The organism is Streptomyces flavidovirens DSM 40150 (assembly GCF_000429085.1).
GTDB classification, from domain to species: domain Bacteria; phylum Actinomycetota; class Actinomycetes; order Streptomycetales; family Streptomycetaceae; genus Streptomyces; species Streptomyces flavidovirens.
In genome coordinates, this window is sequence record NZ_AUBE01000014.1 from 1 (window position 1) to 25,155 (window position 25,155).

Here is a 25,155-nt window from a genome sequence, read left to right on the forward strand (position 1 = left end):
GAGCTCGAGCTCGGCGATCGGCCGGCCGGGCGTGTTGGTGGCGAAGCAGGTGAGCCTCATGCCGTCCGCGTCCGTGAGCCTCAACTGGGCCCCAGGATGCGGACGCTCTTTCCTCACGATCAGCCGCACGTCCTCGGGCTGGCCGTCCAGGACGTCGCCGGTGAGCTCGGTGACCCAGGCCCCGTCACGGACCTCGCCGTCCGCCCCAACGGCCGGCGTCCAGGCCGACGCGGGAACCTCCAGGACGTGGCTGTGGATGACGTCGGTGATCACCATGCCGACCGAGTAGGACAGCCACCGTCCTCGCTGGGCGAGCCAGGCGACGAAGTCGTGGGTGCCGCCCGCGGAGTCCGTGCGGGCCAGGGTCCGGCGCCCACGCCGGTACTTCTTTGGCAGCTGGGCCAGGGCCAGTTGGGCGGCGATGATGTGGTCGGACGCGGTGTTCGAGCCCGCGTTCCCCGGCCTCAGCAGAGCCGCCACGGGTTCCCCGGTGCCTCCCGGTCCGTGGTCGACGAAACCCATGAGCGGGTGGTGACCATAGGTCCGCTTCTAGGTCGGGGCTGCGTCCTCCTTGTCGGAGTGCGCGATCACCAGTACCCCGTCGAGATCGACGGTCACCATCCCGCCGGTGTCGGGCGCGGCCCGGCCGGCCGTTCGCCAGACGCGCTCGCGTGCTTCGGCCCGCGCGGAACGGATTGCCCGCAGGGCTTTCTTCCCGGAGGCCGCGAGGGAGTCGAGCAGGTGGGAGACCGTTGGGTCGGAGGCGACCGGCCCGAACACCGCTGGCTCGGCCCGCAGCATGCCGACATCCGCGAGACAGTCGCCGCCCAACGCGACCGCCAGGGCGACGTCCAGGAGGACCTTCCCGGGATCGTGAACGGCCCGTGGCTTCCGCCACAGCCCGAGTGCCTCGGATATCGCGGTGTCCAGACCGGCCTTGCGGACCGTCTCCACCAGCAGGACCGAGCCAGCCTGCGAGACCACCTGACGGCCGTCGCCCTGGAAGCGGACAGACGGGTATGACCCGGTAGGCTCTCTCACCTGGAAAGTGCTCTTTTCCTCGCAGCCAACAGGACCCTCAGCAAGTCCTATCGTTGCAGGTCAAGGAGGCGTGCCCGAGGCCGACGGCCTTCGTGTAGCCGAGCCCTCGAGCAGCGCATTGCGGAGCCTGGCAGCTGACGAGACGGGACGCCGCAGCCCGTTCCCGCAGGGGGCCGCTGCCATCACTGGCGCCTCCCCAAGCCAGCGGCCTCATCCGCGGGCCACCGTACAGGAGTTCGTGAAGACAGCGCCTCTGCGGGACACCGCGCAGGGACATGCGTACCGGGTTTCAAACCAAGCAGGAGGATCCCAGCAGTGCTTTGAGGTCGCCGAAAAGCGCCGGGCTCGGTGTGACGCGGTGTCGGTCGAGACGCAGCACCGTTGTCTTCTGTCGGCCTTGGACCTTGATGCGTACTTCGCTGTTGCCGCGATGGTGGCTGAGGATCTCCCCGAGTCGGGTGACCAAAGGCGGGGTCACCCGGTTCTCGAGAATGCTGAGGATCACTGGGGCATCGATGCCTGCGTTCGACAGGTCGGGGACCTGGAGCTCCATGGCGACGAGGCGGGGGACGTCCTCGCGCTTGTCGAGCCGGCCCTTGACGAAGACCACCGTGTCCTCGACGAGCTGGGTGGAGACCAGCTGGTAGGTGGCGGGGAAGAACATGCACTCGATGGAGCCGGCGAGGTCCTCGACGGTGGCGATGGCCCAGGCGTTGCCCTGTTTGGTCATCTTGCGCTGGAGGCCGGAGATGATGCCGCCGACCGTGACGACCGCGCCGTCGCCGTGCTCACCGCCGGTGAGCTGGGCGATGCCGGCGTCGCTCTTGTCGGACAGGACGTGCTCCAGGCCGAAGAGGGGGTGGTCGGAGACGTACAGACCGAGCATCTCGCGCTCCTGGGCGAGCAGGTACGACTTCTCCCACTCGATGTCGGAGAACTCCACGTCGAGACCGAAGCCGGGCTCGCTGCTGTCCTCCTCACCGCCGCCGAACAGGTCGAACTGCCCCTCGGCCTCCTTCCTCTTCACCTGCACCACGTTGTCGATCATCGGCTCGTGGTGGGCGACCAGGCCCTTGCGGGTGTGCCCCATCTCGTCGAAGGCACCGGCCTTGATGAGGGATTCCACGGTGCGCTTGTTGCAGACGACGGCCTCGACCTTGTCGAGGAAGTCGGGGAACGAGCTGTACTTCCCCTTCGCCTTGCGGCACCGGATGATCGAGTCCACGACGTTCTGGCCGACGTTGCGGACGGCGGTGAGGCCGAAGAGGATCACGTCGTCGCCCTGGGCGGCGAAGTTGGACTCCGACTCGTTCACGTTCGGCGGGAGCACCTTGATGCCCATGCGGCGGCACTCGTTGAGGTAGACGGCCGACTTGTCCTTGTCGTCCTTCACCGAGGTCAGCAGGGCCGCCATGTACTCGGCGGGGTAGTTCGCCTTGAGGTAGGCGGTCCAGTACGTGACCAGGCCGTACGCGGAGGAGTGCGCCTTGTTGAACGCGTAACCGGCGAACGGCACCAGCACGTCCCACAGCGCCTGGATGGCCTGGTCGCTGTAGCCGTTCTTCTTCGCGCCCTCCTGGAAGAGGACGAAGTTCTTCGCCAGTTCCTCGGGCTTCTTCTTGCCCATCACGCGGCGCAGGATGTCGGCCTCGCCGAGCGAGTACCCGGCGATGATCTGGGCGGCCTTCTGCACCTGCTCCTGATACACGATGAGGCCGTAGGTCAGGCCGAGCGTCTCCTTCAGGGGCTCTTCGAGCTCCGGGTGGATCGGCGCGATCTCCTGGCGGCCGTTCTTGCGTTCCGCGTAGTTGGTGTGCGAGTTCATGCCCATCGGGCCCGGCCGGTACAGGGCCGAGACGGCGGAAATGTCCTCGAAGTTGTCGGGCTGCATCTGCCGCAGCAGCGAGCGCATGGGACCGCCGTCGAACTGGAAGACGCCGAGCGTGTCGCCCCGGCAGAGCAGTTCGAAGGTCTTCGGGTCGTCCAGCGGCAGGGAGAGCATCTCCAGGTCGATGCCCTTGTTGGCCCGGACCATCTTGACGGCGTCGTCCATGATGGTCAGGTTGCGCAGGCCCAGGAAGTCCATCTTGAGCAGGCCGAGCGACTCGCACTGCGGGTAGTCCCACTGCGTGATGGTGACGCCGTCGGTGTGCCGGGTCCACAACGGGGCGTGCTCGACGATCGGCTCGCTGGACATGATGACGCCGGCCGCGTGCACACCCATCTGACGGACCAGGCCCTCCACACCCTTCGCGGTGTCGATGACCTTCTTGACGTCCGGCTCGTTCTCGTACATCCCCCGGATCTCGCCCGCCTCGCTGTAGCGCGGGTGCTTGGGGTCGGTGATGCCGGAGAGGTCGATGCCCTTGCCGAGGACGTCGGCGGGCATGGCCTTGGTGAGGCGGTCGCCCATCGCGTACGGGTAGCCCAGCACGCGGGCCGAGTCCTTGATGGCGTTCTTCGCCTTGATCTTGCCGTAGGTGCCGATCATGGCGACCTTGTCGGAGCCGTACTTCTCCGTCACGTACCGGATCACCTCGACGCGCCTGCGCTCGTCGAAGTCGATGTCGACGTCGGGCATGGAGATGCGCTCGGGGTTGAGGAAGCGCTCGAAGATCAGGCCGTGGGTGATCGGGTCGAGGTCGGTGATGCCCATGGCGTACGCGACGATCGAACCGGCGGCCGAACCACGGCCGGGCCCCACCGCGATGCCCTGGTTCTTCGCCCACATGATGAAATCGGCGACGACGAGGAAGTAGCCGGGGAAGCCCATCGAGATGATGGTGTCCATCTCGTACTCGGCCTGCTTCTGGCGGTCCTCGGGGACGCCGCCCGGGTAGCGGCGCTCCATGCCGCGCCGCACCTCCTCCTGGAACCAGGTGACCTCGGTGAAGCCCTCGGGGATGTCGAACTTCGGCATGAGGTCACGCTTCTCGAACATGCCGGTGGTGTCGACCATCTCGGCCACCAGCCGGGTGTTGTCGCAGCCTTCACGCCAGACGTCTGAGTTGACCAGGGCGTACATCTCGTCGGTCGACTTCAGGTAATAGCCCCCTCCCGCCAGTCTGAAGCGGTCGGGGTCCGAGAGGTTCTTGCCGGTCTGGATGCACAGCAGGGCGTCGTGGGCGGTCGCCTCGTGGGCGTATGTGTAGTGCGAGTCGTTCGTCACCAGCGGCGGGAGGCCGAGTTTCTTGCCGACCCGGAGCAGGTCGTCGCGGATTCGGTGTTCGAGGTCGAGGTCGTGCTCCATCAGCTCCAGGAAGAAGCGGTCCTTGCCGAAGATGTCCTGGTAGTCAGCGGCTGCCTGGAGCGCCTCGTCGAACTGCCCCAGGCGCAGCCGGGTCTGGACCTCTCCGGAGGGGCACCCGGTGGAGGCCACGATGCCCTCCGACCACTGGGCGAGGACCTCCTTGTCCATCCGGGGCCACTTGGTGAGCCAGCCCTCCGCGTACGCGTCCGAGGAGAGCTTGAACAGGTTGTGCAGACCGGTCTTGTTCGTCGCCCACATGGTCAGGTGGGTGTAGGAGCCACCACCGGACACGTCGTCCCGCTTCTGGTGCGGCTGGCCCCACTTGATCTTCCGCTTGTTGCGGCGGGACTCCGGCGCCACATACGCCTCCATCCCGATGATCGGCGTGACGCCCGCCTTCTGAGCGGAGTGGAAGAAGTCGTACGCCCCGTGGAGGTTGCCGTGGTCGGTCATCGCGATGTGCGTCATGCCCATCTCGTTGCTGACCTTGAACATGTCGTTCAGCCGCGCGGCGCCGTCCAGCATCGAGTACTGGGTGTGGACGTGTAGATGTGTGAATGGCGGCTTTGCCACGGCTTTGGCCTCCAGGCGCGAGGGGGACTATTGAGGGGAGTCCCGATAGGCTAGCTGCAACCGGTGGGCGGGCGCATTGCTGTTGGAGGTGGCGTCCGGGTCACGTCGGGGCCAAGCGCTGGTGCTGACGGCGCAACAGGGAGGCCAGCACGTCGGGCTCTTGGTTGATTTTGTGTCAAACGTCACGCACGGGAACGGCGTTTGAGGCTTTTGTCGCCCTTGGTCTTGGAAGCGGCGACCTGAAGGCGTCATTGCCGCAGGCCTCGGCGCGGTGCACCATGCGGTCACTACTACGAACGATGCAGCTAACAATGAAAGGCACGGGGGCAGGATGCAGACGTTTCACCAGTACGGAAACGTGAAGAAGATGCAGGCGCTCAGCAATCACAACTGGGACTACGCCCTGGAGGAAGGCGTCCACGGATGCGTGCTGGAGCCGAGCAGCGGAGGGCTGCTGCGCACGCCCGACGACAGAAGTATCGTCAATATGTCGTCCTACTCATATCTGGGACTTGACGAACACCCCAAAATCATTGCGGCGGCCGCTGCTGCCGTTCAGCGCACCGGGGTCCTCAACAGCTCGCTGTCGCGCGTGAGGATGACCATGCCGCTCCTCGAGGAGGCCGAAGCCGAGCTGAGCGACCTGTTCGATGCGGATACCGGGACCATCAACTCGTGTGCGGCGGCGGCCTGGGCAACCTTGCCCGTTCTGGCTTCGGGTCTGCTGACAGGGGGGAAGCCTCCCGTTGTCGTCTTCGACAAGAGGGCGCACTTTTGCATGCTGGCGCTGAAGGCGGCCTGTGCTGACGAGACGCAGGTTATGACCGTGCCGCACAACGACATGGAAGCCCTCGAGGAGATATGCCGCGAGCATGAGGCCGTTGCATACATATGTGATTCTGTTTACAGCACCGGTGGGACCGTCGCGCCCATCCGCGAACTCATGCGTCTTCAGGCGGAGTACGGATTGTTCCTGTACTTCGACGAAGCCCACAGCACGTCGGTAGTGGGGGCAAACGGGCGCGGCCACGCCCTGGACGTGATGGGGTCGATCAACGAGCGCACAATGATCATTACCTCGCTGAACAAGGGATTCGGAGCCTCGGGGGGAGCCATTCTGTTCGGGCCACGGGGTGACAAGTCCGTGCGCCATACCGTGCAGCGGACCAGCGGGCCGATGATGTGGTCGCAGCGGATTAACACCGCCGGGCTCGGGGCCATTATCGAGTCGGCACGGTTTCACCGCAGTGTGGAACTGGTCAGCCTGCAGCAGCGGCTGCAGGAGAATCTGCGTCACTTCGACGAACTGGTGGAATCCGACGGACGGGCCAACGCAGTGCCGATCCGTTATATCGTCCTCGGCCTCGAGCGGGACGCCATCGATGCCTCACGGAAGTTGGCGGAAGCCGGCTACTACGTCGAACCGGACTTCTTCCCCATCGTGAAGAGGGGGGCCGCGGGCCTGCGGGTGCGGATCCGGGCCTCTATGAGCCGGGACGACATCTCCGGCTTCGCAGCGGCTCTGAACGCCATCCCGAAGTACCAGCCCGCGAACCGGGCAGATGAGGTTAACAACCTGGGGTAGTCGTCGGCCTGGGCTGCTTGGGGGGCAGAGAAGAGAATTGCGACGCCCTGCCCCCATGCGCCACCGCCATGGATCGCTACTTCCAGGCGGACGCGTCTGCCCGCCGAGGCGATCACCGTGGGAGCCCAACGGGCGTCTCGACAATCCGGCCGACGTTCGACAGCGCGATCATCACGAGCAGCAACAGGGCCTCTCTTCCGAACAGTTGCTGGCGGTTGGCGCGAGACCAAGGGCGATCCGGCGACCGTCGTCACCGCCCCACCGCCCCACCGCCCCACCGCATCCCCGTGTCCCCGTGTCCTTCTACGCGCTTCTGCCGGCCCGCCGAAGCACGTAGGGAATTCATTTAGCAGATTGGAGCGAGACGATGTCAGATCCGGAAGGCGAGAGCTCTACGCCTGAGCTGACATGGATAGATGGGCAGTGCCACTGCGCGAGAGTCAGGTTCCGGGTGGCGCTGGCACCCACGACCACCATCACGCAGTGCAACTGTGGCATCTGTTATATGTCCGGCCACGAAGAGATCATGGTGCCGGAGGAGCGGTTCAGGCTCCTGGAGGGCCGACAATGCCTCAAGGAGTACCGGTTCGGCGTTGCCATCGCAGACCACACCTTCTGCTCTGTGTGCGGGATTATGCCGTTCTACCGGCCGAGATCGCACCCCACCGGATTCTTCAGTGTCAACGCCCGATGTCTGCTGGGCGGAAAAGCCGTTGTCCACCGTGTCGGCGACCGTTTGGACCTGGGGTTCGGCGAGACGATCGAGTACGTCGAGTTCGACGGGCAGAACTGGGAAGCAAGCATCGCAGCCGGCCAACACGTAGTCACGGATTAGGACGTTCTCCAAGTTTTCGTCCTGCTGCCGCCCTCCCGCCGGAGGGCACGCCCGGGTGCTGCGCTCATTGCCCGGGCTTCGGGTTCCGGCCGGCACGCTCCACGGAACATGCACGGCACACCGCTCTCGAGTGCCCATGTCCGCGGCAGCGGGCCGGTCGGCCCGTGTTGGCAGCAGCCGCATCTGCGCCGTGACGACAACACCTTAGAACCACTCTTTCCCACACGAAAGGATGTGCTCCGTAGCATGCAGACAGACCCTCTCCTTGGTAACGCACTCCCGCGCGCGGCATCGGCGCTGGGTGCGCAGGCTTCTAGCACCAGCGCGGAGTCGGACCACCTGAGCCACGCTCAGGGCGGCGAGTTCGTCCCGCGTGAAGAGATGAAACCGCTGGAGGCTTTCCTGGGCAACTGGCACTGTGTCTCGACCGTGTACCCCCGCGGCAGGGAAGACCGCCCCGTTGAAGGTGTCTTCCGCGGTGAGTTGAAGCCGATTCTCAACGGAACCTGGTACGAGTGGGATTACTCGCAGGGCCCGACCGAGTTGCATCCCAAGGGCCAGCAGTGCCGCTACTCCTTCGGCTACAGCCCGCCGATGGAGTGTTTTGTCGCCATCTACTTCGACGACCGGGGAAACCACCTCGTCGAGTACACACCGAGCGCCGACTGGGAAGACGGACACCTGCGCTTCACCGGAACCACTGCCCTCAAGGGGGAGGGCCACGGCGAGGGTGAAGTCGAGTTTCTCGACGATTTCACCTCCGAGGGCCCCGGCCATCTCCACAACCGTGTCTCGATCACAGCGCACGGGGAGACCTGGCTGCACGCAACCCTGGACTTCCGCCGCGTCGACGGCGATGCCGGGCTCTAGCCGATTCAGAGGACTGGACGACGATGCCTAAAATTGTGTTGGCCAATTTTCGCGCCGACTACGCCGAGAACGTTCGATCCGCTTCGGGGTTTCCCGTGGGAACCAAGACGGGAGGGGACACCAGCTGCCGCTTCCTGTGGCACGCGTCCGAGGGCGACGTACTGGTCGTTCCGGACTCCGTGGGCCCTGAACACGTCAAGCACTACAGTGCGCTGGCCGGGGTGGACGGGAGCCGCATCAACGTGGTGCCCGTGGACCATCTGCTGTCGGACAGCGCCCTGACCGACGAGGCATTCGTGTCCCGCCTGCGCCCGTTTGTCGGTACAGACCCGGCACAGTGGTCGCTGTTCCCCTGCGTATTCACGAAGGGCGTGGCCGAACTCGCTGACGCTCTGGGCCTCGCACCGGCCGCCGGGAGCGGATTCGCCGACCAGAACGGCGTGGATATGCTCAACCTGAAGTCCACGTTCCGCAGGCTTGCTGCCGGAGCAGGCGTTCCCCTTCCTCCGGGAAACGTTGTCCGGTCTTCCGGCGAACTCGCCAGGGCGATCACCGCAAACGTGGCCGAGACCGGCATGGCGATCGTGAAGCAGGACCGCAGTGGCGGTGGCCACGGCAACGTCGGTCTTACCACCCTCCAGGGCGCCTCGCTGCCGGGAACCCGGTACTCCCGGTTCATCGGCTCCGCAGACGTCGAAGCTCTCGCCCTCGAGCTGTGGGACGAACTCTCCGACGAATTCAACTCCCTGCTCGTGGTCGAGAGCTACCAGGAAGCACGTAAGCGCTTCTACCTGGAGTTCTTCATATCCGACGAGGACGTCACGTTCCTCAACGGCGGGATGATCCGCTACTCGCCCGAGAGTAGTGGCACGGAGGCGAACGAATCCGCGTCCGAGAGCCCGCGGTGGGTCGGCCTCGACCTGCAGCTGCACCTCGGCAACCGGGCCCACACCGAAGTGGTGGGCCACGCCCGGACCTTCCTCGACCTGGTCCGGCAAATCGGCTATCGGGGACACGTCAACATTGACGGCCTGGTCACCGTGGCCGGTCACATCTACTTCCACGAGATCAACGCCCGCTGGGGCGGAAGCCTCGTCTACCACGAGGTTGGGGACAGGCTGCTCGGCCACGGCTACGCCGACCACAGCCTGGTCTCCTCGGCCCTCGGCACGGATCCTGTCCCCTTCGAACAGCTGGTTTCGCTGATCGACGAGTCGCGCCTGGCGTTCGACCCGGACACCCGGACGGGCGTCGTGCCGCTGGCGGGCAGTTCCGACCTGGGAGGCGGCACTGAGTCCGTGGTCCTCGGGCGCGACGCCGCTGAGGTCCGTGACCTCAAGGGCCGGCTGAGCGCATGTATCGCTGGCCGTGCCCGGACCGAGGGAGCCTGAGCTCATGCCGGTCGAGTTCGACGCGGATTCGTTCAAGCCTGCGGAACTCAAGTGGACTGAACAGGGCCCCGCGAACATTGGCCTCGGGGTCGCCGAGATGGACTTCGGCACCGCGCCTGTCGTCGTCGACGCTGTCCACGACGCGCTGCGGTCCGGTGTGCACGGTTATCTGTCGCCGGCCCGGTCACTGGCTACACGTGTCGCGAGCGCCCAGTGGCAGAAGTCCCGCTACGGGTGGTCGGTGGACCCCGAAATGGTCCGGCTGGTGCCAGACGTCGTCACCGCGTTGTTCCGGATCATGACGGAGTACATCAACCCCGAGTGGCCGGTAATGGTCATGACGCCGGCGTATCCGAAGTTCTTCAAAATCGCCGATGCCCTGGGCCGCCGGAGCATTGGCGTGGAGCTGCTCCGGGACCCCTCTGCCTTCACACTCGACCTGGAGCGTGTAGAGGGCCATCTGAAGACCGAGGGCCCGTGTCTCGTCGTCCTGTGCAACCCGCACAATCCGACAGGGTCCGTTCTGAAGGAGGGCGAGCTAGTACAGCTGGCGGAGCTGGTGCGCAGGCACGGCGGCATGGTGATCAGTGACGAGGTCCATGCCCCGTTGGCCTACCCTTCCGCCACGCACCTACCCTTCGCCTCGCTGCCTGGTGAATCAGCGTCGAGCATCACTTTCACGATCACCTCGGCGTCCAAGGCATGGAACATCTCCGGCATCAAGTGTGCAGAAGTGATCCTGCCGCACCGGAACGCCGTGGCAGCATGGGATGCCTCCGAGATGCTGCGCTCGACGTCGAACTCAACCTCCACCCTGGGGGCTGTCGCGGCGATGGCCGCGTATCTCGACGGCGCAGAGTGGCTGGATTCGGTGATCGACTATCTAGCCGGAAACCGCGACGTCGTCAGCCTCTTCGCCCGCACCGAGCTGCCCGTCATCGGCTACGTCGAGCCAGAGGCTTCGTACCTGTCGTGGCTGGAAATGCCTGAGTGGCTCGGCCAGGGCAACGCAGGCCCCGCGGAGTTCATCTCGCGGGCAGCCAGAGTGTCGGCCATGGAGGGTGCCGACTTCGGGCCGGTCAGCAAGGACTTCGTCCGGCTGGGCTTCGCAACCTCACGGCCCGTTCTCCTCCAGGCGCTCGACCGGATAGCCGACGCGATAAAGGGAGGCCCGGTGAAGTAACCCGACGCCGCGAGCTTCAGGCGCAGCGGCACCCCCGCTACGCACAGGGAACGACCGTCCCTCTCCCGCGTCCACGCCTGCCGCGCCGCGGGCCCGGCGAGGACGCAGCCGGGCGCTCGTGACGGGGGCGGGTCAAAAGAGACCGCTGGGCATCCCGCTAAACGCCCTCAGCCAGGCCGGAACCCCCGCAGTCGCCGAAGACGGCTCTCGTCCGCCGCGATCGCTTCGTGTTCGCGCGACCGGGACCACTCCTCACGACCCTGGTCAGCCAGCTAGACCCCATGATGTCGAGCTGCTGCAGCGGGCCGGCCGACTCCCTCGCATACAGCACTTATGTAGTGACCAAACCTTGCAAGTCGCAAATGAGGAGAAGAATGGACCACCATCTGTCCCCCGAGCACGAGGAACTCCGCAGCACGATCGAGGCGTTCGCGCACGACGTCGTCGCCCCCAAGATCGGCGACTACTACGAGCGCCGCGAGTTCCCATACGAGATCGTCCGCGAGATGGGCCGCATGGGCCTGTTCGGCCTGCCCTTCCCCGAGGAGTACGGCGGCATGGGCGGTGACTATCTCGCGCTCGGCATCGCGCTCGAAGAGCTGGCGCGGGTCGACTCCTCCGTGGCGATCACACTGGAAGCGGGTGTCTCGCTGGGCGCCATGCCGATCCACCTCTTCGGCACGGACGAGCAGAAGCAGGAGTGGCTGCCCCGGCTCTGTTCCGGTGAACTGCTCGGTGCCTTCGGTCTGACCGAGCCGGACGGTGGCTCGGACGCGGGCGGCACCCGCACGACCGCGGTGCGGGACGGCGACGAGTGGGTGATCAACGGCTCCAAGTGCTTCATCACCAACTCCGGTACGGACATCACGGGCCTGGTCACGGTCACCGCCGTCACCGGCCGCAAGCCGGACGGCCGTCCGCTGATCTCCTCGATCATCGTGCCGTCGGGGACGCCCGGGTTCACGGTCGCGGCGCCGTACTCGAAGGTCGGCTGGAACGCCTCGGACACGCGCGAGCTCTCCTTCTCGGACGTGCGGGTCCCGGCGGCGAACCTCCTCGGTGAAGAGGGTCGAGGATATGCCCAGTTCCTCCGGATTCTCGACGAGGGCCGGGTCGCCATCTCCGCGCTAGCAACGGGTCTCGCGCAGGGTTGCGTGGACGAGTCCGTGAAGTACGCCAAGGAGCGGCACGCCTTCGGGAAGCCGATCGGGGCGAACCAAGCGATTCAGTTCAAGATCGCCGACATGGAGATGCGGGCGCACATGGCGCGGGTCGGCTGGCGGGACGCGGCGTCGCGCCTCATCGGCGGGGAGCCCTTCAAGAAGGAAGCGGCGATCGCGAAGCTCTACTCCTCCACGGTCGCCGTCGACAACGCCCGCGAGGCCACGCAGATCCACGGCGGCTACGGCTTCATGAACGAGTATCCGGTGGCCCGGATGTGGCGGGACTCCAAGATCCTGGAGATCGGCGAGGGCACCAGCGAAGTGCAGCGCATGCTGATCGCCAGGGAGCTGGGCTTCGTCGGGTGACGCCGACCCCCGGGGTTCCATTCACGTCGCCTTCGCCAACGGGAGCGGCAACGATCAGTAGTTAGATGGGGGCTTCGGTCCGGGGTTGAGCAGGAGTACTGGAAAGTGCTCCTGTTTCGCCCCTTCCTCGGCAGGCGGACGCCGTCTGCGGACTGTCAATCCCCTCGGACTGTGGAGATCTTCTAAGCGGCCAGCTCCAAGGCGGAGTTGGTCCGGTGGTCGTGCTCGTAGTCGATCGGACTCTGGTAGCCGCACACGCTGTGTAGTCGCCGGGTGTTGTAGAAGCCGGTGATCCAGGTCGCGATCCTCAGCCGGGCCTCGGTGCGGGTGGCGAACGTGTGGCGGTGGACGTACTCGACCTTGAGCACGCTGTTGAACGCCTCGCTGACGGCGTTGTCGAAACACGACCCGACGCGGCCCGTGGACTGGGTCACGCCCAGGCGTCGACAGGCCAACCGGAAGCGCCGGGAGCCGTACTCGCTGCCGCGGTCGCTGTGGAAGATCACGCCCTTCACGTCACCGCCGCGGGTGGCCGCGGCCATGTTCAAGGATGCCACGACCAGCTCGGCGTTATGGCGTGCGCCCATCGCGTAGCCGAGGAGCCGGCGCGAGAACAGGTCGATGACGGTGGCCAGGTAGAGCTTGCCCTCACCGGTGGTGATCTCGGTCATGTCGCCGCACCACACCTGGTCCGGAGCGTCCGCGGTGAAGTCCCGCCGTACGAAGTCCGGGGCAGCCGGCCGCTTGCCGGGCCGGGTCAGCCCGCACCGGCGGCGGACCTTCCTTCCGGCCAGTCCGAGGTCGGCCATCAGACGGGCGACGGTGTTTGTCGGCGTACAAGTGAACGTGGCCCTGGCAAGATTTTCGTGAAGCGGGGGTGTGCCTCCGTGCGCCGGTGACGCTCCGTCACGGGTAGCGGCGTCGGAGGTGGGCCATGAGGATGACGCGCTGGCGGAGGAGGGGAACTCCTGCGCGCCCGGCCATGATTCTTTTCTGGAGCTTCAGGTCTGTGATCCGGCCTTCGTTGACACCGGAGTTGAACGGTGTGGTGATGCCCTGAAGGACTGCGGCCTGGTCCTCGCGGAGGGCCTTGGCCAGGCCGGCCAAGGCCGGGAGATTCGAGTCCGTGAGGTCATCGAGCCAATCGGACAGCCCGGATGCGTCGCAGCCCGCGAGCATGTCCGCGAACTGCCGCACCAGATCGTAGGTGCGCTGCAGCTCCGAGCAGTGCTCGAACAGCCGACCGAGGCCCTCCGTTGCATGCAGGCCGAGCCGGGATGGTGTGGTGGTGATCCAGCGGGCGACCTGGCGAGGTGAGGGTGGCCGCTCGCGCGGAGTGTCGATCGGCAGACCGCGACGCAGCGGCGCGATGGCCATCTTGACCCGTTGGTAGTGGCCCAGGTAGCCCTTGGCGACGATCTCTTGGTGCAGCACCGTCGCGGTGTGCTCACCCTCGTCCCAGCGTTGACGCAGATACTCCAGATACGGGTCAAGTCTCGTGGACCGACGCGGCGGAATGCGTCGTACACAGTCTTGCCAGGAGGCAGCGCGGGCGTACTTGGCAACGGTGCGGCGGTTCAGGCCGAGCTCGCGGGCGATGGCGCTGAGCGAGCGTCCGGAGCCGGAGAAGGCGTGCACCGCCTCGAACAGACGCCTGGCATGACGGTGCGCGGGAGTGTCGGCCGCCGCAAAAGGTTCCAACTCCGGTGATGGTGCGGCCGGTTCAGGCTCGGGTACCGTCTCAGGCAGGCAACCCCGGTGAGCGGCGGCAATGTCAGAGACCCGTTTCGACAGCCCCTGCCAGAGGTGAAAACGGTCGCTGACCTGCACAGCGTCCGGAGCGCCATCGGTGATGCCCTGCCGGTAGACCAGCGAGCCGTCCCGGCACACCACCTCGACGCCGGGGTGCGCGCGAAGCCAGGCGGCCAGCTGTTCGGCATCGCGCCCGGCCCACAACTCGATCGGCAGCCGCGTGCCAGCGTCCACCAGCAGCGTGCCGTAGACGTCCGCGTACAGCGCGAAGTCGTCCACGCCGAGCACCCGCGGTGTCGTGATCGACGGCAGCCGCATGCGCATCAGCTGGAACAGCACACTCGTCCGCGACAGCGGCACCTTCAAGATGTTCAGAAGCCGGGCCCCACCACGGCCGGCGAGCAGTACCCCGGCCACCTCCACCAGATGCTGCAGCAGCGGACTACGGCGCTGATAGCGCACCGTCAGCCCGTCCACTTGCTCGGCAAACGTGCGCCGGCCACAGCCCACACCATCGCAGAACAAGCGCCGTACCTCCAGGGTGATCAGCACCGGGCGTCCACCAGCAGCGACGTCGGACAGTGTGCGGAGATACCGACTGTGCACCCGAGCCGACTCGTGCCCGCAGTCCGGACACTCCACCCTCAACTCTCGTGTCCGAGCGGCGATTCGGACCACTCCGCCCGCCGACCACACTCGCTCCACCCGCACCACGTCCAGGTGCGGAGACATGATCCTTGCAAGGTCATCACACACGTACAGACGGTCCCGCTACCCGTGACGGAGCGTCACCGGCGCACGGAGGCACACCCCGGCTTCACGAAAATCTTGCCAGGGCCACTCACAGGAGTACGCCGACAGTGTTCACCGAGACCCGCCAGCCCGGCGGACCAGGAGGCACCAGACCTTCGGGGAGCCGTAGGTCTGGTGCCGGAGTCCTCGAAGATCTGCCGGATCGTGTCGGTCAGCTGCCCGCGCCGGATCTCACGCCCGGTGGTGGGCTTGTCGCGCCACTTGTAGAACCAGGACTCCGACACCCCAAGGACCTGGCAGGCCAGCCGGTGCGGGATGTGGTGCTCGGTCCTCTGGCTACCGATGAACACGGCCAGGGCGGCCGGATCTGTCCCGGTCACTTCACCCAGAGGACCATGCATCGCTTGAGGACATCACGCTCCATCTCCAGCTCGCGTATCCGCTTGTTCTTTTCCGACAACTCCCGCCGGAGCCGCTCCAGCTCGGCGCGCTCGGCCTCGCGCATCCGCCCGCCCGGCACGGGCTCGGACGGCCGGTCGGACGACGCCGACCCGTTGCGCCGCCACCGCGACACCCAGCTGTGCAGCGTGCCGGAGTGCACGCCGAGCTCCTCGGCGACCTCCGGGATCGGTCTGCCCGTCTCGATCACTGAGCTTCTTCAGCGTTGCAACTCCAGCGTGAGGACGGCCTTGGCGATTGACGTCATGCGGTTGGGGCTGCAGCGGGATCTGCGGAAGATCCGCCAGGACTTCAGGCGGGCGACGCCGCGTTCGACGGGTGCCCTTGCCGCGGCAAGGACACGGTTGCGGGTCTTCTCGGTGGGAGTGAGTTCCTGCAGGGGCCTGCGTTTGATGCCTGTGGTCAGCCACGGACCGGCGCCCTGGTAGGCGAGATCGGCCACGATGGGAACGCCCTGGCGCTCACAGATCCGGATGATCCGGTGGGTGCGGGCGGAGGTCAGGTCGTGGGTGCGGCCCGGCAGGGCGGGCGAGAGCCACAGCAGCCGGCCGCCGGGATCTGTGACGACCTGCACGTTCACGCCATGGCGCCGGTGCTTGTGGGAGTAGTCGGCCCGGCCGTCGCCGACCCGGTCGCACTCGGCGAGCGTCCCGCCGAGCAGGACGAAGTCGGGATCACGCTCGCGCAGCGTCTTCAGCAGGCCCGGTGCGCGGGCGGCGAGAAGGTCGACGACCGTGCTGGTGTAGGCGTGGGCGGCGGACTCGCTGATCCCGAACCCGGCAGCGATCTTCGCCAGGGTGGTGTGTTCGCGCAGGTACACCAGTGCCACCATCGCTCGCTGGGACGGACGGAGCTTGCAGCGCCGGTCGCCCTCACGGGTGACGATCAGCATGGTGACCCACTCCACGAGTGCATGCGGCAGGTCGAGTGCGGCAGGATGGATGACCAACGAGGCCCCCGAGCAACGTGATTGAGACGTCAGACATCTCGATCAACAGCCCGGGGGCCTCGCTCGTTGCGCGTCACCGCCTATCACCCGAACGGTGGCCAACTCGAAGAAGCTCACTATGCGTACAGCACCCTCACGAAACCGTGGCGTGTACGTCCGTTGCTTGGACCCCATGAACCCCAACTTCCCCTGCAATCACGGGCTCCACGCTACGGGGGGGGGGGGGGGGGGGGGGGGGGGGGGGGGGGGGGAGAGAGAGAGAGAGAGAGAGGGACAGCGGCCAGTGCTTCCTCGAACGCACCGGCCGGGCCAGGCAGACCCGACGCCTGGTGAGCCAGCTCAACCAACTCGGCTACCAAGTGACCCTCCAAGCAGAAGGAGCTGCCTGACCAGCGGCTACGGACAAGAGGCGGTGGATTTTCGAATCAGACCTTAGATGATTGAGAATGCCATGCAGGCCCACGAATTGTAGCCCGCCACAATCGCAAGAACCCGATCACCTGGCTCCAAGATGCGTTCCGAAGACATGGTGGCGAAATTAATGAGAGCGTCCGCCGCGAAGCAATGGCCGTAGCCGGCGACGGTGCCCCGATAAGTTCGGTCGAACGACAGCCCAGCCGTGTTCGCGAAAACCTTCAGTGAGGACTCAATGTAATTGTTTGTAACTAGGTAGGAAAAATCCTCCGGCCTGAGCCCTGTTTTCTCATAGAGCGCGGTGACTGCCCGATGCACTCCTCGGGCCGTCGCCATCGCCATCGCCATCGGATCGGAAGCCAGCGTCAGAGCATGCAATCCCGCCTCGACAGCCATAGTTATGCCAAGGAGCTGCAGACCCTGCTCGGGGCGACGGGTAGTTGCAACACACGTGGCAGACCCATCGCTGAGTACCCCGATGCCACCACCAAGAAGGCGTTGCCCCGGTGGGCAAACATCAGTGGTGGCGATCAGCGCCGTCGTAGCATCGCCACCGCGGAGGCATGCCTCCGCAGTGCGCATGGCAACGGCAAAATTCGCACAGCCGGCCAGGCCGACACCGATCAGCGGAGTGCGTTCCAGCCCAGCAGCCTGCAGAAAACGCGCTGCGTCCAGTTCGTGCTCGTCGTTGCCCCAAAAGGTATCGGTTGCATAGACGACCAGATCGACCGCTGCGGTCGCGGACGAATCGAGCGTTAGCCGCGCGCTGTCTGCTGCTAGTTGCCACGCCGGTAGGTCGGATTGCCGAAAGTTCGCCAGTCCGCCTCGCGTCAGCCGGTCCAGTACTTCCGTCGGCTGCGCGATCTCAGGCAATGACGCGATTGGGGCCGCCTCTCCGACCGTGAAACCGATTTGAGTCAGAAATATGCCCACTGAAGATCGACTTCCCCCCATGATTATCGCTCAGTGAAGTAGGGGCGGCATGCAGAGGCGAGCTCCTCGATTGTCTCCGCTCCTATAAATATCTCGAACGGCAGCTCGGTCGCCAATAGACTTTCCAGCCTTCTCGACATGCTGAGCGCGCGCAGCGAATCACCACCGAGGTCCTTGGTGAAGGAGTCCTGGATGCTAATGTCGTCGATATCCAGCACCTCCTGCCAGATCTGACATATCGCCGCTTCCAAGTCGTCTCGCGGTGCGACGATCGGGCGTACCCGCTCAACGGGCGAGTTGCGCGGCTCGGGAAGCGCTTTCCGGTCGACTTTTCCGTTTGCCAACAGCGGGATTTCAGGAAGGTTGATGAACCGAGCAGGAATCATGTACTCGGGGAGCCGGCTTGCGAGGTGCTCGCGCAATTTCAGGCGGTCAACCTGCCCCACGATGTAGGCAACCAGTTGGTGTTGACCATCGGATTCGTGGACCATTGCAATAGCTTGGGGAACACCCGGGTATGAACTGAGAGTGGCCTCCACTTCGCCGAGTTCAATACGGAATCCCCGAACCTTGGCGAGCTGATCGGCCCGTCCGGCAAATGTGAGGAGACCATCTGCGTTCTGACGGACAAGATCTCCAGTACGGAATCCCATCGCGGAAAACCGGTCACCGTTGAGTTCAGGCTGGTCGAGATAGCCCCGCATGACACCGGGTCCGCTAACGTGCAACTCGCCAATTTCGCCGGGGGGCGTAGGAGTGTGGTCAGCGTTTAGCACACGTACGTCGACGACGCCCTTGACCGGGTACCCCAATGGCACGGGACGTTCTTCGCCTGGCTCGCAACGCCAATGCGAGACAAGCGGCACCTCACTGCCCCCGAAAACATTGTGTAGTGCAGTATCTGGGAAAATCTTGAAGAACCGCTGCTGCAAGGCCGGCGACAAGGCTTCGCCGCCACAGAGATTATGGCGCACTGCAGTGCAACTGGCGGCCTCAGGCTGCTCGAGGAAAATTCGCATAGCTGACGGTATGAAGGTCGTGATGGTAACCTGCTTCCGGGCGATCAATCTCGCTAGGTAGCCGAGGTCGGTCTCCCGGCCCGGAGGAACAAGCACTGTGCTACCACCGGTCAGCACCGGCCAAAGTAGGCCATGCAGGAGAGCTACGAAGTTGACCGGCATCTTCATTAGGTGACGATCGCTGGGGCCGGCGCCGAATACATCGCGGATCCACGGAATCTGAGCCGCGCAGGTCTCGTGCGAAAGAATCACCTGTTTCGGCCGGCCGGTCGAGCCCGAGGTGCTGAATATGAAGGCTGCGTCCCCCGGAGCTGTAACAACTTGCGGGGCAGTCATTGATACTCGATCGGGCACCTCAAAGTGCGAGTGCGCGAAGGCGAGCCGCTTGGCTACGGCATCGGGCGCGATAAGCGCTGCGGCGGCCCCGTTCTGCAAGATTGCCTGGATGCGCTCTGGCGGATCCTCTGGACTTAGCGGCAGGCAGACGGCGCCCGCCCTAAGGATGCCCAATATCGCCGCCGCGTACTCGACCGAGCGGTTAAGGCAGACACCTACCACGTCGCCGCGCTCGATGCCGCGCTCGATCAGCGCTTCGGCGACCGCATTGACGCGAGCGTCGAGTTCCGCGTACGTGACGGAAGTCTCGTCAATATGAATTGCGTCGAGGTTTGCATACCTCCTCGCCGCGGCCGTAAAAAGGTCTGCAATCGTTGAAGCCACTAGCTATCCTCTCAGAGCTTCGGACCGAATATGAGTACTTCGACGGCCTGCTGGTCAATCGCGGAGGCTACCATAAGCTTTTCGAGCCCAAATGCACCAGGGTCCCGGAAAAGTCGCGATTATGAGGTCAGGACCAGGTTGATGGGGCGGCCGGTGTCGCGGGCGTGATGGGCCAGGGCGGCTGCGATGTTGCGGTGTCCGTCCTGGCGGAGCAGGGTGCCCAGGTTGAACCCGCGATGTCCGGGCTGTCGTGACGGATCGTGATCCCTGTGGTGCGGCCAGGGCTGATTCATTCTCCGGGTAGGGTGCGTTGTTGCTGGTCAGCTGAGGTCGAGTAGGTCCAGGGGTCGGGTGAAGGGGTAATAGGAGACGTCGCGGAGGCCGTCGGGGATGTAGCGGTAGCCGGCTTCGCGGAGGACGTTGATCGCCAGATCGCGGAGGGTGGCCATGTTCGCCGGCCCGTATCCGCTGCGCACTCGCGACGCATCCTCCCCCGAACGTCATATCCCTCACACAGTGCCCACGGTTCTCAATACCCCAGTGATTGCGAACGAGTTCCCCGAGCCGCTCCGGCGACGCCTGACCCGAGGGCATGTCGGTGATCACGTACACGGTCTCACGGGAGACTTTTCCCGTCGCCTCTGTTCGCCACCACCGGTGGACACGCGCGGCTTGGACCAGGTGGGGAAACCCGAGGCCGAGGTCGGTGACGGTCAACACCCGCACGGTGCGTGTCTCACGGCGGCCGTGCCCGCTGCCACGGGAGACGTGCTCGGCGGTGGCGTCCTGCCACGGCAACCTTCTCAGCGCGTCGAACAGCGTCTTCTGGTTGCGCTTCACGGTCATGACGTAGTGGGCCTTCTTGTCCTCGACCAGAAAGCGGGCCTGGTCGGCGGTGGTGTGCAGGGCGTCACCGGTGACGGTGACGCCGGTGATGTCGAACGGGGCCAGCAGCGCGGGCAGGGCGGTGACCCCTGTGGTCTTCTCCGGCACCCTCGCCTGGCTGACCGTACCTCCAGCCGTGGTAAGCGCGGAGATCAGGCGGGCGGCCGGGCCGGTGGCGGTGCGGGAGCCGCGGGCGGCCTTGCCGTCCACCGCCACTTGGTCGGCGCCTTCCGGGTCGCATCCCAGCAGGTAAACCAGACCACCGGGGCACACACGACACAACAGCCGCTGCACCGTGGACGTGGACGTGGACGTGGACGGCGCCCGGCGGAGGCCGAACGGCCCCTCGGCTCGGGCACCGAGCCGGGCCAGGGCGTCTTGGGACTCGTTTCGGGCCCACTGGCCGATCGCACGGATCGAACGCGCCCCGGTCAACACCGCGCAGCAGCAGGTCAGCAGCACCGTGGCCAGTGGCGGCGTCCCCGACGATCCCGCGGATCCGGCAACCCAGCCAACCGCTCGGCGATGCTCTTCGCGGTCCGCTCCGCAGCGGTAGGCGACTTGACCAGGCAGACGGTGGCAGACTGGCGGCACATCGAGACTCCGGTGGTCCAGGGCGACTTGGGAAGGTCACCCCGACTACCGGAGTCTCGTTGCCTCCAGGCGGCCTTCAGACAGACTGTCACACCCCCGCGGCCTGCAACGACTTGAGGCCACCCGGAGAATGAATCAGGCCTGAAGTCACGCTTGACGTGGGCATCCCGCCCTGCATAGGTTCCTTATGTTGCACGGTGTTGAGTGCCGAGTAGCGGGGAGTCCAAGCGCCCGTCAAGCCAGTAAATGACAAGTGCGGTTGGCTACGCTTTCGATAGCACCATCGAAAGCAATTAATTGAGCAAAGAACGGGGGCCGCAAGATTATGGATCTGCTGGTTGACATACGAAACAAATACCGCACAGATCGGTCAGTATTCGTCGACGGAGCGGATATGGTGGATGCGCTAACCATTCTCGGTGCTTGCGAATCTGACTTTGACGCGATAAAGACCGTAAGTAGTCGACTGTCTCCGGATCCAACGTTGCCGTTTCGTGAATCGAAGAACGGCCGCTTCCACATCGACACCGTCAACTCAAAGGTCCGTCGCCTCGAATCCCAGCCGTTCGTGCTTTCCGCGGAAGAGGACTTTGTGCGGCACGATTCGGGCAAAAAGCGAACATTTGCCGAGATAGGTAATGACCTGCAGCATAACAGCGTCCTGAAGGCTCTTCTGCTATTTAAGGTCTTCGTTGTGCATGGGGCGGTTGTTAACGAACGTCCGGGTCTGGACTATAACAAGCCTGGGTGGATCTGTACTCTTTTCAATTTGAGGACAATTACCCATCCAGGAGCGGTCGGCGAGCCCGCACTGGAAGGCGTTCATAGCGACGGTGTCGATCACACAATGGCTACCTTTCTCGGGAGTCAGAATATGGCACCTACGGGGGCAAAGACTTTTATCCATGATATGCGCGAACAGAACTCAATAAGGTGGCACGAGGCAGATCCGGAGCTTGTGCGTGGCGAGGCGCAACACCGAAATTTCTTGGACACATTGATGGTCGTCGATCATGAGCGGAAGCATAGTGTCTCGCCGCTGGAGCCGCTCGATCCGCAAAAGACGGCTACGCGCGACATGCTCATTTTCTTTACGCGAAAGCCGACAGTCAGTGGGCATATTTCACATAAGCATGACTCAACTGTAGCTCACAGTACAATGCCGATGGTCGTCGACATTCCAGAGTGCTTGGATATGCCGGGCGCCGGGCGTTCGCTCGCGAGTGAACGGGTGTGAGGGCTTAGATGAACTAGACCGGCATCGGAAATAGCTGAGCTGTGTCTGCCAAAGTGCGCTACGCCTGCTTTTCGAACTGAGACACCGGAAGTGGAGCGCAGGTGCACGTGTGGCGGGAACGCCCTGGTCTGCAAACCGAAGGCTGGGGGGAATTCCCCAAGCAGCCACTGGAAAATGTTCAACTTGCCGCCTACGGCGAAGTCTTAGCATCGACGTTACTCGACTACAAGAGAAGGAATGTTGGCGTTGTCTAATGAATCTGCCGCATCGGCCATAGACAGGCACCTCCGTGCGGTCCTGCCGGACATCGGCGACGATGTGGTTATCGACCAGCACGAACCTCTTTCGCAGTTCGGATTGGACTCATTGGGTATGGTCCGGCTGGCAATGCAAATAGAGCAGCAATTCGAGGTGGTATTTCCGGACGGGTTCCTAACTCCTGAGTCCTTCGCTACTCTTGCTACCATCGCCGCGGCTCTCGCAACCTTGCGTCCGGATCTGGAGACCGCGTCATGACCTCCGTTACGGCTCGTGAGCTCTCTGAGGTCGTTGCAGCGGTCGCTGACGTCGCCGCCGCACACGCGGAGCAGGTGGACCGTGAGGCGCAGTTCCCGTTTGCGGCAATGAACGCGCTGCAAAGCGGACGGCTACTGTCCGCTGGCATCCCAGCCGAGTTCGGCGGCGGCGACCAGGACATCGACTTCCTAGCGCGGACGACCACCGCCCTCGCCCGGAAATGCGGATCCACCGGCCTGATCTTTGCGATGCACCAAAGCCAGGTCGTCTCGCTGGTCCGACACTCCGAGGGCGAGGCAGCCCAACGTGCGCTGCGGCGTATCGCCGCAGGTGAACTGTTGGTCGCATCGGCCACTACAGAGGCGAGTAGTGGGGGCGACATTCGTACGAGTTCTTGCTTCGTCGAACGCGACGGCTCCCGTTTCCGGTTGTTGAAGCAGGCCCCCGTCATCTCGTACGGTCGACAAGCCGACATCATTCTGGTGACCGCCCGGCGCGACGCGGCCAGCGCTCCGCAGGAGCAAGTCCTGGTCCTCTGCGATCGCGACGGTGTCACCTTGGAGCAGAATGTCGACTGGGACGTGCTCGGCCTGCGCGGAACGTGCAGCCACGGCTATTTGCTGCAAGCAGAAGGCGACGCCACCGACGCCGTCATGACTACCCCATATGCTGTCATCAGCGCCCAGACAATGCTGCCGGTGTCTCACATCCTCTGGGCGGCAGCGTGGCTGGGTATGGCCGAGGAGGCCATCGATAGAGCACGGCTATTTGTCCAGGCGTCTGCCCGAAGGAACCCGGCGGCGACGCCGCCGGGTGCACTACGACTCGCAGAGGCGACAGCTCAGCTGCATCAGATGCGGGCACTCGTAAGCGCCAGCATCGTTCGCTTTAAGGAACTCGTCGACTTCCCTCAGGGGCTGTCACGCTTTGCGACGGTAGTCGAATTCAACAGCCTTAAGGTTTCCGCATCGGCACTGGTGGTGGATATTGCGGCAGCGGCCATGTCGATCTGTGGAATCGCCGGCTACCGCAGTAATGGCAAATACAGCGTGGCTCGGATTTTGCGCGATGCGTACGGTGCTGCCCTGATGGTCAATAATGATCGAATTCTCGGAAATAATGCGCAACTCGTGCTCGCCGGGAAGACGTTCTGATGCGGCTGGAGGAGCGATTTTTGGCCGCGCTGGCTGACCACCCGGACGAACCGGCTATCGTGGAGCCGGATCGCTCATGGACATTCGCAGAGGTCGACGTGCTCGCGCGACACTGGGCTGGACGATTGCGCTCGAAGGACGGGAGCCGCCCAGCCGCGGTCGCAGTACTCGCGGGACGCAACGCAACAGCCTATATTGGCACCCTCGCGGCGCTGTATGCCGACGCTACGCTTGTACCAATCAGCCCGACATTTCCCGCTGCGCGGAATGCCAGCATGATGGCCGCAACCGGAGTGGGGATGCTTATCGCGGATGTGGAGGTCAGTCGGGATCTGGTTGCTGCGATTCTCGCAGAGTATCAGGTTCCGGTACTATGGGTGGACCGTAGCGCATCTGTACCGGCTAGCGACGCTAAGCTCGATAGACGGCGTTCTGAAGTCGCGTACGTGCTCTTCACGTCCGGCTCGTCGGGGAGCCCGAAGGGCGTGCCGATCTCGCATGCTAACGTGGACGCGTTTCTCAACGCCGCGCTCGTTCGCTATCCAATGGCCCCCCCCGATCGGTCAGTTCAGACCTGCGATCTAACTTTCGACCTTTCTATGGCGTCGTTGTTTCTGGCTTGGGCGCAAGGATGCGCCATCGTACCGGCTTCTGTGTTCGCCATGGGTGATCCTGCAAGGTTCGTGGCCCGCTACGGGATCACCACGTGGATTTCGGTGCCGTCGGCGATCGGCCTTGCGGCGGATGCCGGGAGGCTAGTTCCTGGTTGTCTGCCCGGCTTGCGGATCAGCATGTTCTGCGGCGAAGCCTTGACGGTTGACGCAGCCGATACCTGGTCGCGGGCCGCACCCAATTCTGCCGTCATCAACAATTACGGTCCAACCGAGATGACGATGTTCTGCACGGAGTTCACATTTCACTCTGGCCATTCGGTGGAGGGGCCCACCGTTCCCATCGGACATTCGTTCGAGGAGGTTGAGGTCGCTGTCGTCGATACCGCTGGCCGCCCAGCCGGTACCGGTGAGCTTTTGCTACGGGGCGCGCAGATGTTTAGCGGCTACCTAGACCCTAGCCATAACGAGATGGCATTCACGGAGGTGGACGCCCCGGGCGGTCGCTGGTATAGAACCGGCGATCTAGTCAGGTCGGGCGTTGATGGTCTCACCTACATTGGCAGACTCGACGATCAACTCCAGGTTGGCGGCTATAGGGTAGAGCCAGCCGAGGTGGAGCAGATGATCCGTACTTCGCTCGGTGTGACCACCGCAGTTGCTGTGCAGCGGAGAAATGAGGTTGTCGCGTTCGTGTCGCCGGCGCCGACGACAAGCGAACCGCTCCTCCTGCTCAAGGAGGTGCTACCAGCCTACATGTGTCCAAAGCGTCTGGTCGTCGTCGAGGAGCCACAGCTCAACGCCAATGGCAAGATCGATCGTGGCTACTACAAGAAGCGTGCCACCGAGCTCAGGGCTTGACGAGCTCTGCGTGGTCACGTGGTAGACGTGCTGATCAACGG

General features: G+C 64.5%; 18 protein-coding genes and 3 pseudogenes. 10 read left to right on the top strand and 11 right to left on the bottom strand.

Annotated elements, in window-relative coordinates; all coding sequences use genetic code 11:
• Both G412_RS35235 and dnaE read right to left on the bottom strand, forming a co-directional pair.
• Positions 1–1,041: pseudogene (locus G412_RS35235) on the bottom strand (IS1380 family transposase); the annotation flags it as partial.
• A 289-nt stretch (positions 1,042–1,330) separates the two neighbouring features.
• Complete coding sequence (dnaE, locus tag G412_RS0119705) at positions 1,331–4,864, bottom strand: DNA polymerase III subunit alpha (protein ID WP_028813577.1); 3,534 nt, start codon at positions 4,862–4,864, stop codon at positions 1,331–1,333.
• A 331-nt stretch (positions 4,865–5,195) separates the two neighbouring features.
• On the opposite strand from dnaE, the gene G412_RS35240 reads away from it, so the two are divergent.
• The 6 genes from G412_RS35240 to G412_RS0119735 all read left to right on the top strand — a co-directional run bounded on the left by G412_RS35240 (position 5,196) and on the right by G412_RS0119735 (position 12,257).
• Positions 5,196–6,449: an aminotransferase class I/II-fold pyridoxal phosphate-dependent enzyme gene (locus tag G412_RS35240; protein ID WP_051338484.1), complete on the top strand. Its 1,254-nt coding sequence runs from the start codon at positions 5,196–5,198 to the stop codon at positions 6,447–6,449.
• Positions 6,450–6,816: 367 nt separating this feature from the next.
• Positions 6,817–7,284, top strand: a complete 468-nt coding sequence (locus G412_RS0119715) for a GFA family protein (protein WP_037649306.1) — start codon at positions 6,817–6,819, stop codon at positions 7,282–7,284.
• A gap of 246 nt (positions 7,285–7,530) precedes the next feature.
• Positions 7,531–8,154 (top strand): DUF1579 family protein, encoded by a 624-nt coding sequence (locus G412_RS39230; protein WP_157839135.1) that lies wholly within the window; start codon positions 7,531–7,533, stop codon positions 8,152–8,154.
• A 95-nt stretch (positions 8,155–8,249) separates the two neighbouring features.
• Positions 8,250–9,545 (top strand): preATP grasp domain-containing protein, encoded by a 1,296-nt coding sequence (locus tag G412_RS0119725; RefSeq protein ID WP_028813580.1) that lies wholly within the window; start codon positions 8,250–8,252, stop codon positions 9,543–9,545.
• Positions 9,546–9,549: 4 nt separating this feature from the next.
• Positions 9,550–10,728, top strand: coding sequence for a MalY/PatB family protein (locus tag G412_RS0119730; RefSeq protein ID WP_028813581.1), 1,179 nt, complete (start codon positions 9,550–9,552; stop codon positions 10,726–10,728).
• Positions 10,729–11,102: 374 nt separating this feature from the next.
• Positions 11,103–12,257, top strand: a complete 1,155-nt coding sequence (locus G412_RS0119735) for an acyl-CoA dehydrogenase family protein (RefSeq protein WP_028813582.1) — start codon at positions 11,103–11,105, stop codon at positions 12,255–12,257.
• 182 nt (positions 12,258–12,439) lie between these two features.
• Here the strand turns inward: G412_RS0119735 and G412_RS41045 are convergent.
• The 9 genes and pseudogenes from G412_RS41045 to G412_RS35255 form a co-directional block, all read right to left on the bottom strand.
• Positions 12,440–13,135, bottom strand: a pseudogene (locus tag G412_RS41045) (IS3 family transposase); the annotation flags it as partial.
• Positions 13,136–13,163: 28 nt separating this feature from the next.
• A complete protein-coding gene (locus G412_RS38295; RefSeq protein ID WP_208857908.1) occupies positions 13,164–14,741 on the bottom strand; it encodes an ISL3 family transposase in 1,578 nt (525 codons plus the stop codon).
• 397 nt (positions 14,742–15,138) lie between these two features.
• Positions 15,139–15,411, bottom strand: a complete 273-nt coding sequence (locus G412_RS0119755) for a transposase (protein ID WP_028813584.1) — start codon at positions 15,409–15,411, stop codon at positions 15,139–15,141.
• Between the two features lie 9 nt (positions 15,412–15,420).
• The gene (locus G412_RS0119760) at positions 15,421–16,170 is read right to left on the bottom strand and encodes an IS5/IS1182 family transposase (RefSeq protein ID WP_028813585.1); all 750 of its coding nucleotides are present in this window, start codon (positions 16,168–16,170) and stop codon (positions 15,421–15,423) included.
• A gap of 432 nt (positions 16,171–16,602) precedes the next feature.
• Positions 16,603–17,517 (bottom strand): 3-oxoacyl-[acyl-carrier-protein] synthase III C-terminal domain-containing protein, encoded by a 915-nt coding sequence (locus G412_RS38300; protein WP_157839137.1) that lies wholly within the window; start codon positions 17,515–17,517, stop codon positions 16,603–16,605.
• Positions 17,518–17,540: 23 nt separating this feature from the next.
• The gene (locus tag G412_RS38305; protein WP_078607178.1) at positions 17,541–19,256 is read right to left on the bottom strand and encodes a non-ribosomal peptide synthetase; all 1,716 of its coding nucleotides are present in this window, start codon (positions 19,254–19,256) and stop codon (positions 17,541–17,543) included.
• A 119-nt stretch (positions 19,257–19,375) separates the two neighbouring features.
• Entirely contained in the window at positions 19,376–19,549 is a 174-nt protein-coding gene (locus G412_RS39755) for a hypothetical protein (RefSeq protein WP_157839138.1), read from the bottom strand.
• A 27-nt stretch (positions 19,550–19,576) separates the two neighbouring features.
• Positions 19,577–19,732, bottom strand: coding sequence for a hypothetical protein (locus G412_RS41050; protein WP_244283140.1), 156 nt, complete (start codon positions 19,730–19,732; stop codon positions 19,577–19,579).
• A gap of 28 nt (positions 19,733–19,760) precedes the next feature.
• A pseudogene (locus G412_RS35255) lies at positions 19,761–20,735 on the bottom strand (ISAs1 family transposase); the annotation flags it as partial.
• A gap of 325 nt (positions 20,736–21,060) precedes the next feature.
• On the opposite strand from G412_RS35255, the gene G412_RS38310 reads away from it, so the two are divergent.
• The 4 genes from G412_RS38310 (at position 21,061) to G412_RS0119790 (ending at position 25,114) form a co-directional block, all read left to right on the top strand.
• The gene (locus G412_RS38310; protein WP_208857909.1) at positions 21,061–21,972 is read left to right on the top strand and encodes a 2OG-Fe dioxygenase family protein; all 912 of its coding nucleotides are present in this window, start codon (positions 21,061–21,063) and stop codon (positions 21,970–21,972) included.
• A 246-nt stretch (positions 21,973–22,218) separates the two neighbouring features.
• A complete protein-coding gene (locus tag G412_RS0119780) occupies positions 22,219–22,488 on the top strand; it encodes an acyl carrier protein (protein ID WP_157839139.1) in 270 nt (89 codons plus the stop codon).
• Entirely contained in the window at positions 22,485–23,642 is a 1,158-nt protein-coding gene (locus G412_RS0119785; RefSeq protein ID WP_028813588.1) for an acyl-CoA dehydrogenase family protein, read from the top strand. The genes G412_RS0119780 and G412_RS0119785 overlap by 4 nt, the downstream gene beginning before the upstream one ends.
• Positions 23,642–25,114 carry an AMP-binding protein gene (locus G412_RS0119790; protein ID WP_037649308.1) on the top strand — a complete coding sequence of 491 codons (1,473 nt, stop codon included), beginning with the start codon at positions 23,642–23,644 and terminating at the stop codon, positions 25,112–25,114. The genes G412_RS0119785 and G412_RS0119790 overlap by 1 nt, the downstream gene beginning before the upstream one ends.
• The last annotated feature ends 41 nt before the right edge of the window (positions 25,115–25,155 follow it).